Raw genomic sequence first — 17,117 nt, forward strand, 5'->3', positions numbered from 1 at the left:
GAAAACGGAACTAAAAAACAAAAATAATTTTAATTTTTTTAACTAACTGAAAAATAATCCATGTTTTCATGCTTTAAGAGGAAGAGTTTTCTTAAGAAATAATTACGACTTAGTAGTGATGTGAAAAATACAAATTGACTTGTACAACAAAGATTACTTTACCTTATTAAAAATAAAGCGGCCAACCTTAACCCTTGAAATTTAATTGATATCAAAGCTCTGTGCGCTTGCTATCAAATAATATGGCGTCGTATTTGGGGTCTAACATATAGGCTCGTTTAGAATAAAAATAGAAGAGCGTCTCAGCGGTGATTTAAGGCTACCACTAAAGTTCACGGTATGAATAGGATAAACATTTAACGGGTTAATTGCTGCCACTCTTTAAGAGAAAAGTTGAAACCTTTTTCAACTAACCAATTACTGGCGTCTTCTGGGCTTTGAGTATACAACTGGTGCTCCCCGTCGTAGTTCGACACGTCACCAATGATATGCTTTTGAGTGTCAAAGCGGCACAAAGTCACTTCGTGAGTCTGATTGTTTGCAGCGCACCAATCATAAATATACTGAAAATCATCCAAAGCTTCTAAGGTAGGCATGATCCAATTGCGAATATTTACCAAAGCAGCCCAAGGCTCACCTTTAATATCTGCCACTAACTCTTGAGCTTCTGCTAAAGCTTTTTTTGAGGTAGCTTTAGACCAGACATTATTCATTTCTACGCACAGTACGTTACCGACTAAATGTAGTTGGTAAACGTTAAGTTTAGGAGCGGATGACACCATAAATATTCCAACCCTTTTTAAATATACTCATTCGTACCAAGGAGAAATCATACAGATGAGCCCACAATTAAAGGAAATATATTACACGGGCAAATGAATAACTTCGGATATTTTTGGTCAGAATTACATACCCAAAAATCATCAATAGTATTAAATGAAATAACTTCACTAAAAAGCTTAAATCGCTAATTACCCTGCCATAAAGCATATAAAAACGACAATGCGCCTCTTAACAGCCCACAATTCTTTAAAGTGGTTGTTAACAAATAATCGTCCTCATAGGCATTTAACCCAATATTCCAGATAAATGTACTTATTCATTGTGCCTAATAAAAACCCCAAAAGCGGCCTTAAAATAAATCTAACCTATTGTTTTAAAATAATTTAAATTTCATGGTGAATAAAAATCAACAGTACGTTGCTTATATGTTACTTGAGCGAATAAATACAAAGATGTAAAAAATAACCACTAACATTTAACAAATTATTTACAGTGATTTAAATTATGTCTTCAGATGAAGTAATTAAAAACCCCCACAACACTGCAGTCAATGACATTTTTGGTGCTAATTCATCCTCACATGTAAACATTTTAGAAACCGCTGGTGCGGCAAGTACCGGGGTCGATAGCAAGGGGCAACAAATATTAGATTACATTCACTCCCTGCCACCAGCCTATGAATTTGAACCAGCTTACACCCGCCAGTACAGAGAAAACCCCTACGAACACGATGATGTGCCAAATATCATCAGAGAAAAGCTCATTATTCCATGTGCAAATCATGAGTTAACCGCAAGGGTATACCGCCCCTCATCAGACAGCACTGCACCCAGTCCTGCTCTAATTTATTTTCATGGTGGTGGCTTTGTATTAGGAAGTATTGAAAGTTACGACAAACTAATTGCACAGCTGTGTATTCAATCAAAACTGGTCGTGATTTCTGTGGACTACAGACTAGCCCCTGAAACTGTTTTTCCTGGTGCGGTAGAAGATACACAAGAAGCGGTAGATTGGCTCGCAAGCAATGCATCAACTTTATGCTTAGATCCTAGCCGAATTGCCCTTGGCGGCGATAGCGCAGGGGCTAACCTAGCAACGGGGTATTGCCTAGCCAATAAACACCCAGATGACTTTAAACCTTGTTTTCAATTGCTGATTTACCCAAGCATTGTAGGTAACGACCCAACACCAAGCCGCGAGCAATTTTCAGAAAAGCTGTTACTAACAGACAAGCTCCTAGAATGGTTTCACGACCTTTATATCACCAAAGAACAAGAAAACGACCCTCGCTTTAATGTACTAAAAGCAACTGAATTTAAGCATTTACCCGCGACCTTTATCTTGACCTGTGGCTTTGACCCGCTCCGAGACGAAGGGCAAATGTATGTAGATAAACTCATCGAAAACGGCGTAACCGTAAAGCACTCATGTTACGCCGATATGTTTCATGCCTTTATTAATTTTGGCGTGTTGCAACAAGCAAAAGACGCAGTAAGGGAGTGCGCAATGATCCTCAAGGCCGTGATGGCTCACAGTAAATAAGACAAGTTTGAAATAAAAACTAATCTAATGGGACGAAACATGAAAATGACACAATTATTAACCTCAAAAAGGCTTATCGCGATATCAATATCAGCGGCCCTAACGTTTTCGGCTACCGCACAACAAGACGTTGAAAAAATTCAAGTAACAGGCTCCTACATTAAACGTACCGCAGTGGATGCCTCCGAGCCTGTGCAAGTGCTCGACTACAACTTTATCCAATCAACTGGCGCAACCACAATTTCGGAGCTTATTGGCAAATTGGCCATATCGTCTGGCGCTGAGAACCAAGCTGATTCATTTTCTCAGGCGGCCACACAAGGTACTGGTAACGTAAACCTACGTGGTTTAGGGCTAAGTTCAACACTAGTGTTAATTAACGGCCGTCGCCAAACAATTTCAGGAGCACTAACCAATGACGGCAGTGTGTTTGTAGATACCAGCCATATACCCATTGATGCCATAGAACAAATTGAAGTATTAAAAGAAGGTGCAGCGTCTACATATGGCTCAGATGCCATTGCGGGCGTGGTTAACTTTATATTACGTAAGGATTTTGAAGGATTAGAATTTAATGCCAGCATCAGTAAAGCGGCAGATAGTAGTCAAAAAGATACCGATATAGGGTTTTTATGGGGAGCGGAGTTTAACAATACGTTTATTACCATTTCAGGTCATTATTTAGATAGAACACCTTTAACCATAGCTGACCGACCAGATTTAGGCGATGTAGCATATAGCTCACTAGGTAATTCGTTCCTACTTTTGGGTAACGCTGAGGTAACCGAAGGTGCCTATGCCGGGAGTTATGGCGCTTTTGAAAATGTACCCGATCCAACCTGTTTAGACGATAGCTTAGGCATATTAATACCCCAAGCCTATGGTTCACGTTGCGGTTTTAATTATGGGCCCTTGTATAACTTAGTGAATACCGAAACCCGTGCACAGTTGTATTCTAATCTAAGTCATAACTTCGATAACGGTAATGAATTATTTATTGATGTGAGCTGGAGCTCTAATGAAGTAAAAGACAACCCTCAATCACCCAGTTATCCAGACTTAACTTTTCCATACATTGGCCCTTCAGATTCAGGTAACCCATTTGGGGTAGGCGTCGTTTGGTTAGGTCGACCGCTAGGCGCTGATTATGAGCCCGCTTTATCACCTCGTGAAAATGACACCTTTCGCAGCTCGTTTAATTTGGTAGGCGATTTTGAAAATGGTTGGGGTTGGGACACGGCATTAACTTATAGCAAAAATAACTACACGCAATATCAACAAGACCAATTGAAATCAAGATTAGTCGCGGCATTAGCAGGCACTGGCGGCCCTAATAACGATGAGCTTTTTAATCCTTTTGACCGCTCTAGTCTTAGCCAATCAGTTATTGATGACTTTACCTATATGACAAGGTCCGAGAAAACCACAGACTTATTGGTTCTTGATGCTGTTATTGATGGCGAATTATATGAATTGCCTGCAGGCACTATAGGCTTTGCTGCTGGTGCCCAAGTAAGAAATGAAGGATTTAAAGTAGCAACAGATGATGTGTTTGAAATCAAGTTCGATGCAGACGGCAACCCCATTCCTGTCGATTTAATATTTTTGCAAGGATTGTCAGAAGTTGATGTAGATAGAACATCATTAGCGGTGTTTGCTGAAAGTGTTATCCCTGTTTCAGAAGACATTGAAATAAAAGCCGCATTACGTTACGAAAAGTTAGAAAATGACGCAAGCTTTGATCCCAAAATAGCTGTTCGTTGGCAAATATCTGATCAATGGATTATGCGCGCATCTGCAAGTACAGCTTTTAGAGATGCATCACTATCACAGAAAAACGCCTCATCGGCTGTCATTACAAGCATTACCGATTACAACGATGACGGTACAGCAAAATCCAGTGCTTTTGTGGGGGTGATAGCAACAGGTAATGAGGATTTAAAACCTGAACAATCTGAAAACTACAATATAGGTTTGATTTTTAAACCCACTGATAATTTAGATTTTAAAGTAGACTTCTGGCGTGTTGACTATACCGACCTGATTACCGTAGAAAATGCCCAAGGTAAGCTAATAGATGATCCAAATGGCGCAGACATTATTCGTACTGAAGCGGGCTTTTTACAATCTGTTAAGGTTAATTATTTTAACTCTTCATCAGTCAGTGTTAATGGATTTGATGTTGAGTCTCAATGGACCCTATCAGACCGATTCAACCTATCCATTAACGCATCACATTTTAATTCATACGAACTGACCAAAGATAATGGCGAGGTTGTGGAAGCTGCAGGCTCACTTAATGTTGATAATTTTGCCCGCTCGATGCCAAAAACGAAAGGCTCATTAAACTTCAATTGGGTTGGCGAAGGCCAAAGAGCATCGTTAAATATTAACTATGTTTCAAGCTACGACACCGGAGTAGACGTATCGGCGTTGCCTAACGAAAGCGCCACAGTAGACGCTTTCACTACAGTTGATACGCAATATTCAGCGAATTTTGGCATAACAGAAAACAGTGAAGCGGTATTAACTTTAGGGGTTAAAAACCTACTGAATGAATTACCACCACGCGCTTACATTGCTGAAGGTAGCCTAAGTTATGACCCCAAACAACATAACCCATTAGGCCGTGTACTGTATGCGAAAGTAAAATTCGCATTTTAGAGCCGACTCCACCTATGTAACAACTAAAGAGGGGCCTCGCCCCTTTTAACCAAAAGAAATCATCATGTCATTTACTTTTAACACTACAAAATCAATTGTAAACGCACCAAATTCATCTTTAAATTTGGCGCAATATTGTGAAAACCTCAATATGACCAAGGTTCTATTGGTGACCGACCCGGGTATTGTGAAACTGGGTTTACACCTAAATATGCTGGCAAATTTAGAAGCAAGCTCACTCGATTATGTGCTCTTTAGTGAAGTAGAAGTAGACCCTCCCATGGCCGTCATTGAAAATGCGCTCGCTTTTGCCAAGCAGCACCAGATTGACGGTGTAGTAGGTCTTGGCGGCGGTAGCTCTTTAGATACTGCCAAGCTCATCGCAGCTCTTACCCAGTCAAGCCAAACCCTTGAGCAAGTATTTGGAGTAGACAAACTTTTACACTCAAGATTGCCCTTAATTCAAATCCCAACAACCGCAGGCACAGGCTCAGAAGTCACCCCAATATCTATAGTCACAACCGGTGAAGCCATGAAAATGGGCATAGTGTCGAGTGTATTACTGCCAGACATAGCACTACTAGATGCCAGCCTTACAGTAAACCTGCCGCCACACATAACTGCAGCAACAGGCATAGACGCCATGGTGCACGCCATTGAGGCATACACCAGTAACATCAAAAAGAATCCATACTCAGACATGCTAGCCATTGAAGCATTAAAGTTAATGTCTAAAAACATTCAACAGGCTGTACACCAAGGCAGTGACTTACAAGCTCGAGCTAATATGATGCTTGGGGCCACTATGGCAGGCCAAGCTTTTGCCAATGCACCAGTGGCAGCAGTACATGCCCTAGCCTATCCACTAGGCGGTCATTATCATATTCCCCATGGGCTCAGTAACTCTTTAGTATTGCCCCATGTTTTAAAATTTAATGCCCCAGCGGCCGCCCCTTTATATGCGCAACTAGCCGATATTATTATTCCAAACATAGCTTCTACATTAACCACAGCGGAAGAAAAAACAGCAGCCTTCATTCAATACCTAGAAGACTTAATCATTAACTTAAACCTACCTAACCGTTTAGCCAGCCTGGATATTCCCCAAAGCGCGTTAACTATGCTTGCTAAAGACGCACTTAAGCAAGAACGCCTCTTGGTAAATAACCCTAGGCCCATGAACGAAGCCGATATATTAGCTATATATCACGCTGCCTTTTAATGCTGACTCATTATCTAAAGAGGTACATAAATGATTAAAGACACATCCACACAGATTGAAACGCCCCAACAGCAGGTTACGTCATCAACGCAGAGTATTTATGCCGTATATCTTATTTTTATTTTGCTGCTGGCTTATACCTTTTCATTTATTGACCGCCAAATTTTAAGTTTATTAGTTGAGCCTATGAAGCGAGACTTAGGTATTAGCGATACTCAAATGAGCCTATTACAAGGCCTGTCATTTGCATTGTTCTATACCCTAATGGGTTTACCCTTAGGTCGCTTAGCCGACAGTAAAAGCCGCCGCGGGATCATCGCTTGGTCTATTTTTATATGGAGCCTGATGACCGCCGCCTGTGGCTTAGCCAAAAGTTATGGAGCTTTGTTTTTTGCACGAATGGGCGTAGGAGTGGGCGAAGCAGGTTTATCTCCCGCAGCGTATTCACTTATTGCTGACAGCGTACAGAAAAAGCACCTCGCCAAAGCCATAAGTGTTTACACCATGGGGATTTATCTAGGGGGCGGTTTAGCCTTAATTGTTGGCGGTATGGTGATTCAATGGGCGTCAGAGTTTTCATCGATAACCCTGCCAATAATTGGTGATGTTTATCCGTGGCAAGCGGTATTTTTAGCCGTAGGCCTGCCAGGATTATTGCTAGTCCCTTTGCTTTATACATTAAAAGAGCCAGCTCGCCCTCAAGTGCAACAACAAGCTGTACCCGTTGCCGATGTCATCAGTTTTTTTAAGCACAACAAAAAAACGGTGTTACTTCATAACTTTGGCGCAGCTCTCGCCTCGGTTGCCGGTTATGGTGCATTAGCTTGGGTGCCAAGTTACCTTATAAGAGTACACGGCATGAGTGGTGGTGAAGTGGGGTTAGCCTTTGGGTTAATCGTACTTTTTTGTGGTGCTGGCGGCGTAATTGTCGGTGGAATACTTGCTGATAAACGTTTTAAAGCAGGGCAAACCGATGCAAAAATGCGAGTAGCGATGTGGGCCATGATTTTAGGGATCATCCCCACCTTGCTATACCCACTCATCTCCGACTTACACATTGTGTTAGTGATATTGGCGGTTTCTACTTTTTTTGCCAACTTCATGATGGGCCTAGGGCCAGCTGCAATTCAAGAAGTAGTGCCTAGTAATATGCGAGGCCAATTTAGTGCCTTATATTTATTTATCGTTAACCTGATTGGCTTAGGACTTGGCCCCACCCTAGTTGCCTTGTCTACCGACTATATTTTTGGCTCACCAGAAATGGTTGGCTACTCATTATTACTAGTCACAAGTTTAGCCATGGCAGGCTCTGCAATATTGCTCGGTAAATGCTTACCCCACTACCGAAAAACACTCGCATCGTTAGCGCAGTAATTAACAACTACACCCAGAGTTTAGGGTTGCCAGTGATATCACTTGCAACCCAAGTTTTAACACTTATCGAATGGATATCCCATGCTACCTTTGAATGACCCTCAGCTATTAAAACAGCAAATTTTTGTTAATGGACAATGGCGTGATGCAGACTCAAAAGACACATTAGCTATCGACAACCCCGCCACGGCGAGCAAAATATGCGACATAGCCAGCGCAGGCTTAAGTGATACACAATTGGCCATAACCAGCGCTCATCAAGCTCTGCAAAGTTGGCGTAACACCACAGCCAGTTATCGGGCTGAAATATTAAAACGCTGGCACGATTTGATTTTAGAGAATATCAACGATTTAGCAGCAATACTCAGTGCCGAACAGGGTAAGCCTCTAGCAGAAGCCAAAGGGGAAATACGCTATGGTGCATCGTATCTTGAGTGGTTTGCAGAAGAAGCAAAGCGCCTTTATGGCGATGTGATCCCCAGCAAACAGGGATCACAAAGGCTGTTAACCATTAAACAGCCAATAGGTGTGGTTGCCGCCATCACCCCATGGAACTTTCCTAATGCGATGATCACCCGTAAAGTTGCCCCAGCGTTAGCCGCTGGCTGCACAATGATTGTCAAACCAGCAGAAGCCACCCCATTGAGCGCACTTGCGCTAGCAGAATTAGCGCAGCGGGCAGGGTTACCTAATGGCGTATTATCGGTAATAGTAGGCAGCGATGCCATAGCCATAGGCAAAGCACTAACAGACAGCCCAACTGTGACTAAACTGTCTTTCACAGGCTCCACCAAGGTGGGTAAATTACTCATAAAACAATGCGCCGACACCGTAAAAAAAGTGTCTATGGAACTAGGAGGTAACGCCCCTTTTATTGTATTTGACGATGCAGACATCGACCAAGCGGTACAAGGCGCTATTGCGTCAAAGTTTCGCAATGCAGGTCAAACTTGTGTTTGCGCAAACCGCTTTTTAATTCACCAAGATGTTTATCAAGAATTTACCGACAAGTTTGTAGCTGCAGCTCAAAAGCTCATCCTAGGAAATGGTGCAGACACAGGGGTTACCCTTGGCCCACTGATTAATGCCGACGCCGTCAAAGATGTACATACAATGGTATGTGATGCCGCCAAAAAAGGGGCCAGTAGACGCTTAGGTGGGCAACCATCTAGCCTAGGCACAAACTTTTACCCTCCCACAATTTTAACCAATATCAGTGCTAACATGCGGGTTTTCAATGAAGAAATATTTGGCCCAGTCGCCCCGATTATTGCCTTTGAAACCGAGCAACAAGCGCTACAACTCGCCAATGCTACACAAGCAGGTTTAGCTGCATACTTATACACTCAAAATTACGCAAGAATATGGCGTTTTTCAGAAGATTTAGAATGCGGAATGGTAGGTATAAACGAAGGCATTATTTCATCAGAAGTCGCCCCCTTTGGAGGCGTAAAGCAATCAGGAAATGGCCGCGAAGGCTCTAAATATGGGCTAGACGATTACACCGAAATCAAATATCTGTGTATGGGAGGTATCTAGCCCTAAGAAAATTAACTGTTAAAGGTGAGCTTGGTTCCAAAGCTGTTGCGATGCCTGTGATTCAGCCACCAACCAATCACGGAAAACCTTTATAGTGGGGTTGTTTTCAAAGTGCTCTGGACACACAAAATAATAAGTCTCAGGCTTTAACATCATATGGTTATGGGCAACAACCAATTTCCCCTCTTTTAACAAGTTATCAGCAAGAGGACGGTACATAGGAATAATCCCCAAACCATCAACTGCAGCTTGAGTCGCCACAGCCACATTATCAAAGGTGATATTCTTTTTATCGGTAAGCAGCCCCGGTTGATTACTTTTAGACAACCACTGCTCCCATAACTTTGATAGGTGGTCGTAATGCAACCAGTTGTAATTTGCTAAGCTACTGACATCGTCGAAGTCGTGCTGCGCGTCTAATAAAGAAGGTGCACAGACTGGCTGGACATAAACATCCAATAGTTTTTCACTATGACAACCGGGCCAGTCACCTGTACCTAAACGAATAGCCGCATTCATATGCTCACCAGAGAAATCCACCGAATCTTTACCGGTATCTAGACTATTGGTATAAAACGACAAAGTTAAATCAGGATAATACTCCTCTAACTTGCGCAAGCGGCTCATCAGCCAAGTAGAATTAAACGTAGCTGAAATGCCCAGCTTCAATTTTAATTTTTCGCTGCCATGGTGCAAAGTGTCTGTGGCCACCCGTAAATCAGCAAAAATATTAGAAATAGAATTCGCATAAACCACCCCCTGCTCGGTAAGCTCAAGGCCCACCTTATGGCGCTCAAACAACTTAAAACCAAAGTGCTCTTCTAAATTTTTAATTTGGCGACTCACAGCTGAACGAGTAATAAACAACTCATCTGCCGCTTTAGTAAAACTTAATAGACGGGAAGCGGTAAGGAATACCCAAAGAGTATTAAGTGGTGGTAAATGTCTCGACATAACAGATCTTCTAACCCTTCGTTGAGGTAGCACTCGCAGAAATGACAATCATAATAACTAGCTAATACAGACTAACTTAAACGACTAAAAAAGAGAAAACACTCTAAAATTCAATGCCCTAAGAGAAAACATTAAGACGTTCAACAGAATACACACAATATATCCTAACCCCAAGAGTTGAGCAAATAAGGTGATTTAAACACTAGTCACAACCAGCTCTGCCACAATACGTCTCAGTAAAAAGGTTTCACGCTCTATCGATAAGCCTTTTTTATCACTATGTTTCATGGTGTCTTCGTTATGTTGAATCGCCTCATGAATATTCAACCATACTGGGCGCATTCCGTTACTCACTTCATAATCTTCAAACTGAGTAGCACCTAGCTCGCTATCAATATCACAGGTATAACAATATGAATTCATATGCATAGTATCTAAATTGTTTTTATACCAAGGCCTAAACTCTTCATAATGGCCAAAAGCTATAATATTGGTAATACCTGTAGCGCCGGTCTCTTCTGCTAGCTCACGTTGCAGTCCCTTGATTTTGTCTTCACCTGCGTCAATCCCTCCACCGGGTAAGGTGTAATCATTGTACCGTTCGGTGAAAAGCATCAATATTTTGTCACCCCTTAATACAATAGCCCGAGTCGCATCACGCTTGAATACCTTAGTACTTTGAAGATTAACATCAGGGTGAATAGCCGTTTTTAATAAGCGCATGGTGTGATCAGTTTTTTAGATGAAAAGTAAGGCGCGAAGTTTACCTAATTAACCTATAGCACGCACACTTAGCCACAAAATAATGGTGATAAGACACTCCCAACTTACCTAGTTACACCTGCAATAATAATAATTCATTCGACCACACTCCAACAGAAATGTTATAACATAACAATATACAGTCCAAATATGTAAAACTAACTCATGTCAGATACCTCTTCTTTATTGCCTGTTACCGTTCTTTCTGGATTTTTAGGAGCAGGAAAAACGACAGTACTGAACCACATTCTCAATAACAGAGACGGTTTAAAGGTTGCCGTTATTGTCAACGACATGAGCGAAATCAACATAGATGCCGCTGTCTTAAAAAATGAAGTGAACCTAAATCGCTCTGAAGAAAAGCTAGTTGAAATGAGCAATGGTTGTATATGTTGCACATTAAGAGAAGACCTACTTGAAGAGATTAATCGCCTCGCTAAAGAAAAAAAATATGACTACTTAGTGATTGAATCAACAGGAATTTCAGAACCTCTTCCTGTTGCCGAAACCTTTACATTCGCTGATGAAGACGGTGTAAGCCTGTCAGATATATCCACACTAGATACTATGGTAACGGTAGTAGACGCACTCAACTTTTTACAAGACTATGACCAAGCCAAATCCCTTAATGAAGTGGGCGAAAGCTTAGGAGAAGAAGACGAACCAAGTGTCGCCGACTTACTAGTTGAACAAGTGGAATTTGCTGACGTGATATTGATCAGCAAAACAGATTTAGTTTCAGAAGATGAATTACTTCGCCTAAAAAGCATCTTGCAAACCCTCAATACCGAAGCAATACAAATTCCCATAAAAAATGGCAAGGTGCCCGTTAAACAAGTTTTAGCAACCGGTAAATTTAACTTTGAAAAAGCGCAACAAGCCCCAGGTTGGCTGAAAGAATTGCGAGGCGAACATATTCCAGAAACCGAAGAATTTGGGATCAGTAGCTTTGTATTCGAAGCTAGGCGCCCCTTTCACCCTCAAAAATTCTACGAATTTATACACAGCAAAGAAATTGCAGGAAAACTCATTCGCTCAAAAGGTTTTTTCTGGTTAGCGACACGCCCTCAACTTGCAGGAAGCTGGAGCCAAGCCGGAGGCATGGCCCGATACGGTGCAGCCGGGCTATTTTGGAAAGCCGTTCCTAAACAACAATGGCCAGAAGACCCAGACTACCTAAAATCAATTGAAGAACAATGGGTTGAACCCTTTGGAGACATGCGCCAAGAGCTAGTATTTATCGGTCAAGGCCTAGACAAAGACGATATCACCCAGCGCCTAAATCACTGCCTACTAAGTGAAGAAGAAGTATTACTGGGCGGCAAAGAATGGAAAAAATTACCCGACCCATTTCCAGCGTGGGAACTTCATTAGCAAGGGGCTAGGATGTCGAGGCTCGAGCAAGTGTGATACTAAGCAAATGTGTATTCATAGTAACATCAGATCTAAAGCCAACCTCAGGAGACATCTTAGTACGTCACTTCACTCGGTAACTCAGCCTGTCATTGATTGATTAAAACCAAACTAACGTTTATTCTGCTCATACTAAAAAGAAGGCCTAGTATGCGTTTAATAATACACTCTCTTATATTTATTTTATTTGCCTCCTCATCTTCATATGCTGTCGCAGAACAAAGCACAAACAAACATTTAGTGGCTGTAGCAAACAGTAACCGCTTACTTCAATATTATGAAAACGGTGAAAACAAGGGTCCTTCTATTGGAATTCTTCAGGCAGTTTTAAAAGAAGCACAACTCGATGCTACTGTAAAATTTATGCCCTGGGTACGGGCTTTTTCAACCGCAAAAAATAATCCCAACACATTAATTTTGAGCATGATAAGAACACCTGAGCGAGAAGCAGATTTTCATTGGATTATTCAAGTAAGTAATTTGTCGAGAGTATTTATCTCTTTAGCAAGTAAACCAGAAAATTACGTAGATAATATGCAACAAGCTAAGCATAAGTTGGTAGCGACTATTGTAGACTCGGCCAGCTACAACGAACTTATTTCTCATGGTTTCTCAGAACAAGAGAACCTTTATAGGGTTCCAAATAGTGAAGTAATGGTTACTTTATTAGAAAGTGGTAAGGTCGACTTACTTTATGCAGAGCCTAATAGTATTAAACATATCTTAAAAAGGCGCGGCAAAAACAATGTTGCTCTTAGCTACGAAGAAATAGAATCCAAAAATGAACTCACTAGTTATATTGCCATTAGCAAATCCACTGATATAGAAATAGTTAAGCGCTTACAACAAGCCGCTCGCAAATTTGAAAAAACAGCTGAGTATAACCGCCTACTTTTTGAATAGATTATGCGTAAAGCAATTGATAGCGAGATGTAACACTCAAATCAAATTCAGATTCAGATTCAGATTCAGATTCTTAGAAGCGAGCCTTTTGCGATTTATCGCAGGTTTATCTGATAACTTCGTGTATCAAAAACTATCAGCTTGGTTAACCAAATAATTCATAAAAGAACTAGAGTATAGCCAATATACCCACACCAACCTTGCCTCCATCTGACAATTGGCAACTTACATCAAGTTTTTGTATCGCCTTAAATGCCATGTTTTAGCACCTCTTCAATAGATTTAGGTGCCTGTGACGACTCCCTTACCTCCAAAGTAAGCTGATAAAGTCGCGTTAAGTCGTCTAACGACTGCCAAAGCAATAACAACTGACGAAGGTGACTTGAATTGGCAAGCTGCACATCAGACTCAGTCAAAAGCTTGTACATAGAAAAACCAAAAAACAGATACAATAATAACCATAAATGTCCTGTGTATGATTTATCTGAATAAACAAAGTTAGAGCACAATTAACCTAAGGGCATAATGAAAAGTGTGGTTACAAAAAGCTTGAAAGGTAACAATTGGTGGGACAATGGAATACGCCTCTTTATTCTATTCTGGAGTAGATAGATTCTAATTCGATTTCAACGTGACGAATCTAGTAAGCTTTGTAATAACTTTTTTGTAATTAAAATACTATCATGCCCTTCAGGTAAAACAGACTTTAAAATAGAGTGAGCCTTTACTCCCCTTTTTAAAGCGCCTTCATAATCCTTTAGTTCTAGAAGTGCTAACGCTAATTGCGCATAGTTCATGCCAGTGATGTGATGCATCTCTCCAAATTTTGCTTCATTAAACTTTAACGCTTTATTAATTGATTTTTCAGCCTCTTTATAATCACCAGAATCTATAAATTCATGACCTAAGTTTTGAAGTAGCTGACCTAAATTAGAGTAGAACCTCATCCTATTAGGATGTCCCTCACTAAAACTTACCTCATCCGATGCCACGGCCCTTTCGAGTAATTCTTTAGCATCTGAAAAATCTCCCATTTTCTCAAGTACTCCAGCTAAATTAGCGTAGTCCAGTGCCCTAATGGGGTGTCCCTCACGAAAACTTAACTCATCTGATCTCACGACTTTTTCGAATAATTGTTTTGCTCTCGCACATTCACCTAAACATTGAAGTACACTAGCTAAATTAGTGTATCGTATTGCCGTAGTAGGATGCATTTCACCAAAACTGATTTCATCTGATATCACCGCTTTTTCAAATAATTTTTTAGCCTCAGTATAGTCACCCAAATCTCTAAGCACAGTCCCTAAATTAGAATAGCCTCTTGCTGTGCTGGGATGATCACAACCATACTCCAATTCAAATGATGTCAGTACTTTTTCGAGTAATACTTTAGCTTTTTTATTATCTCCCAAATCCCGCAGCACAATCGCTAAGTTAGAATAACTCGTTGTTGTTGCAAGATGCTCATCCCCAAACTGTGCTTCATTCGATGCCACTACTTTTTCGAATAACACTTTAGCATTCAGAATATCCCCCAAGTCTTTAAGTATTAATGCTAAATTAGAATAATAACTTAATACTTCTGGATGCTCCTCATCAAAGTTATCCACACCCAGTTTAATCGCTTTTTCCAGCAGTTTTTTGGCACTTATATAATCACCAAAGTCCCTAAGTACTAACGCTAAATTATTTTGTAAACGAGATAACAAATTATTATCAAAATCAGCATATCTACTTTCCAAATACCTTCCAAATGGCAGCCAGATAAACTTCTCAATAGGGTTCCCCTTAGTTTGGTCAGATGACAAAAGGTGTATCATTTTCTCAACAAAAGGCTCTATATCTTCACCCTTAACTTGAAGCTGTGATATTAAAGATTCAGCAATAACGGTATGCATTTTGTAGCTATCAGTCTCGCTATTTTCAATTAGCCACCCACGTTTTTTAAGATTATCTAAATTTTCGTTAAAGATATTTGAATTGTCATCTAAACCGGGTTTAATTAGCTTTTCAAGTAAAGAAAAAGTATGGAATTCAGGTGGTAAATAGACAAATTGAACAAGTAGCCAACGCTGTACCTCAGTTGGCTCATCAAGTAAAAACACAGCATTTAGGTATCTTTTGATGTTTTCAGTCGATACATGCTTATTACCTTCCCTGTTTTTCGGTACTTTTCCAACTATATCATCGGATAGAGCCTTTTGTAGTTGCTCAAAAGGCAGTCTCAAACTATGTGCAGTAGATGCTAGAATTTCAATAACAAGCGTATGATAATCAACAATTTTTACTAATTCTTCTATTTCTTTCGTTGATAAATAATTTCGAGAAAAGTGAACTTGAAATAGCTGCACAGCATTTTTAGGTTCCAAAAAACCTAACTCTTTATATGTGAAACCTTCCAATTCCATTCTAGAAGTTACCAATATATGCCAGTTACTTTTAGGAAGCATAGTTTTCCATTTAGCGAGACTGTCATCGGCATTGTCTATAACTAGTAAGTTTACATTCTTATCAAGACGATTTAATGCATTTACAGCACTCACTAGTAGCTTTTCCGGAGTCTGCTCTACTTTAGTAATATTGAGGTTTTCGAGCAAACCATCACTGAAAACAAAATCAGTCACAAAATCTGATACTTGTGTCACCCAAACAACATGTTGATAATCATCCCAAAACTTTGTTGCATAGGCCTGAGCAAGACATGTTTTTCCAACGCCACCAACCCCGTGCACCAAAATTAATTGACTTTCATATTGAAATTGACATTGCAATTCAGTTAAAGCATTGTCCCTTCCAATTACATTATCTAGAGATGAAAGTATAGGTATGCTAGATGTTAAGGGTTTTGGGAAAGCGCTTGGTGAATCATGAAAATTCTGGGTCAAATGTTCGATATTTTCAGCTGTTGCACCCAATATGTTAGCATTAATTTGCGAACCTTTTGCTGTACTCATATAATCGCCCTTGATTAATTCAATACATTTAAAAATTTTGAGTTAAGTTTTGAATCTTGTCAGCTACGACCCCAATTTTTTCAGCATTGATATTAAACTTTTCTGGAACATGGTTATCATTTTTATTTAATTGAATCATCAATTGACTTAACAGCTCTTGTATTTCATCAATTTCTGCAATATCAGCTTTAGTCAACTCTTCACTTAATACGAGCTGCCTCCCTTGCGAATCGGGGGCTGACTCAAGTTCCTTCACGGCTACTGCTACATTAACCGTAGTAAGGCTAATTATTTTAGTTTTAAGCGCTATATAAGCATCTTTAACGGCAACTTTTGTCACATCACTCAAACTCGCAGTTAACGCAGCAACTATAGTTGTGGTAATTGGTTCCATTGTAAGTTTCCTTTAATACAAATGTTCAAGTTTACATCCTACCCTTTTCAAACATTTATAAAAGAGCTCGGAATTCAATAATGCACACCTATTTGCAAAGCCGATGCTTTTGATTTACCCGCGACTACAAATTCCCCATAAAGTTTTTGGCTTGTTGAGTGTTCGAGCAAGGACGCTCGAACAAGGCAATCTTTTATAGCTGGGTGAAAGCTGATTTTTTAGGAGCGCAGCTTCGCCAGCTTGAACAGCTCAACAAGCGACCTACATGGATGTAGGAAGGTAGAATAAAGCAGGAGCACTTATCGAGATGTTGAGCTTGGGTGCATTTCATCAAGGATGTGTATTTGACTAAGTTAAAGGCTTCCAAATACTTTATGGATTAGGAATTTGATCGGAGTGCGGCCTCTTTCTGGTTACTCTTTCTTGGCTGTTGTAGAAAGAGTCACTAGCTCTCACGGACGTGAGTTAAAAACTGCATGGATGCAGGTGAACGAAGTGAATAATCTCAATAAGCGAAGCAGATAAACGAGCTACAGATCCTAAGCGTGATAAGTGATGTGCAATAGCATTGAGTCTATAACAACGCTTTCGAACTTTGAGACCCATTGAGCTT

The 17,117-nt window shown here is 40.4% G+C and carries 13 protein-coding genes; 7 read left to right on the forward strand and 6 right to left on the reverse strand.

Annotated elements, in window-relative coordinates; all coding sequences use genetic code 11:
* Positions 1-356: 356 nt before the first annotated feature.
* Positions 357-782, reverse strand: a complete 426-nt coding sequence (locus ABJE44_RS03140; protein ID WP_348109916.1) for a hypothetical protein — start codon at positions 780-782, stop codon at positions 357-359.
* 505 nt (positions 783-1,287) lie between these two features.
* Between ABJE44_RS03140 and ABJE44_RS03145 the strand changes: the two genes are divergently transcribed.
* From ABJE44_RS03145 to ABJE44_RS03165, 5 genes are all read left to right on the forward strand, one after another.
* A complete protein-coding gene (locus tag ABJE44_RS03145) occupies positions 1,288-2,325 on the forward strand; it encodes an alpha/beta hydrolase (RefSeq protein WP_348109917.1) in 1,038 nt (345 codons plus the stop codon).
* Between the two features lie 39 nt (positions 2,326-2,364).
* Positions 2,365-4,989, forward strand: a complete 2,625-nt coding sequence (locus tag ABJE44_RS03150; RefSeq protein ID WP_348109918.1) for a TonB-dependent receptor — start codon at positions 2,365-2,367, stop codon at positions 4,987-4,989.
* A gap of 64 nt (positions 4,990-5,053) precedes the next feature.
* Positions 5,054-6,211, forward strand: coding sequence for an iron-containing alcohol dehydrogenase (locus tag ABJE44_RS03155; protein WP_348109919.1), 1,158 nt, complete (start codon positions 5,054-5,056; stop codon positions 6,209-6,211).
* A 30-nt stretch (positions 6,212-6,241) separates the two neighbouring features.
* The gene (locus ABJE44_RS03160; protein ID WP_348109920.1) at positions 6,242-7,585 is read left to right on the forward strand and encodes an MFS transporter; all 1,344 of its coding nucleotides are present in this window, start codon (positions 6,242-6,244) and stop codon (positions 7,583-7,585) included.
* A gap of 81 nt (positions 7,586-7,666) precedes the next feature.
* Complete coding sequence (locus ABJE44_RS03165) at positions 7,667-9,124, forward strand: NAD-dependent succinate-semialdehyde dehydrogenase (protein ID WP_348109921.1); 1,458 nt, start codon at positions 7,667-7,669, stop codon at positions 9,122-9,124.
* Positions 9,125-9,142: 18 nt separating this feature from the next.
* Here the strand turns inward: ABJE44_RS03165 and ABJE44_RS03170 are convergent, their stop codons facing one another.
* Both ABJE44_RS03170 and ABJE44_RS03175 read right to left on the reverse strand, forming a co-directional pair.
* Positions 9,143-10,078, reverse strand: a complete 936-nt coding sequence (locus ABJE44_RS03170; RefSeq protein ID WP_348109922.1) for a LysR substrate-binding domain-containing protein — start codon at positions 10,076-10,078, stop codon at positions 9,143-9,145.
* Between the two features lie 195 nt (positions 10,079-10,273).
* Complete coding sequence (locus ABJE44_RS03175) at positions 10,274-10,801, reverse strand: NUDIX hydrolase (RefSeq protein ID WP_348109923.1); 528 nt, start codon at positions 10,799-10,801, stop codon at positions 10,274-10,276.
* 204 nt (positions 10,802-11,005) lie between these two features.
* Here ABJE44_RS03175 and zigA point away from each other — a divergent pair, with 204 nt between their 5' ends.
* Complete coding sequence (zigA, locus tag ABJE44_RS03180; RefSeq protein WP_348109924.1) at positions 11,006-12,214, forward strand: zinc metallochaperone GTPase ZigA; 1,209 nt, start codon at positions 11,006-11,008, stop codon at positions 12,212-12,214.
* 189 nt (positions 12,215-12,403) lie between these two features.
* A complete protein-coding gene (locus ABJE44_RS03185; protein ID WP_348109925.1) occupies positions 12,404-13,156 on the forward strand; it encodes a transporter substrate-binding domain-containing protein in 753 nt (250 codons plus the stop codon).
* Between the two features lie 248 nt (positions 13,157-13,404).
* Here ABJE44_RS03185 and ABJE44_RS03190 read toward each other — a convergent pair whose 3' ends face one another.
* The 3 genes from ABJE44_RS03190 to ABJE44_RS03200 form a co-directional block, all read right to left on the reverse strand.
* Entirely contained in the window at positions 13,405-13,584 is a 180-nt protein-coding gene (locus tag ABJE44_RS03190) for a hypothetical protein (protein ID WP_348109926.1), read from the reverse strand.
* A 198-nt stretch (positions 13,585-13,782) separates the two neighbouring features.
* Positions 13,783-16,110 carry a tetratricopeptide repeat protein gene (locus ABJE44_RS03195; RefSeq protein ID WP_348109927.1) on the reverse strand — a complete coding sequence of 776 codons (2,328 nt, stop codon included), beginning with the start codon at positions 16,108-16,110 and terminating at the stop codon, positions 13,783-13,785.
* Positions 16,111-16,138: 28 nt separating this feature from the next.
* Complete coding sequence (locus ABJE44_RS03200; RefSeq protein WP_348109928.1) at positions 16,139-16,504, reverse strand: hypothetical protein; 366 nt, start codon at positions 16,502-16,504, stop codon at positions 16,139-16,141.
* Between the last annotated feature and the right edge of the window lie 613 nt (positions 16,505-17,117).

This window comes from Paraglaciecola sp. (assembly GCF_039942875.1).
GTDB lineage: Bacteria > Pseudomonadota > Gammaproteobacteria > Enterobacterales > Alteromonadaceae > Paraglaciecola.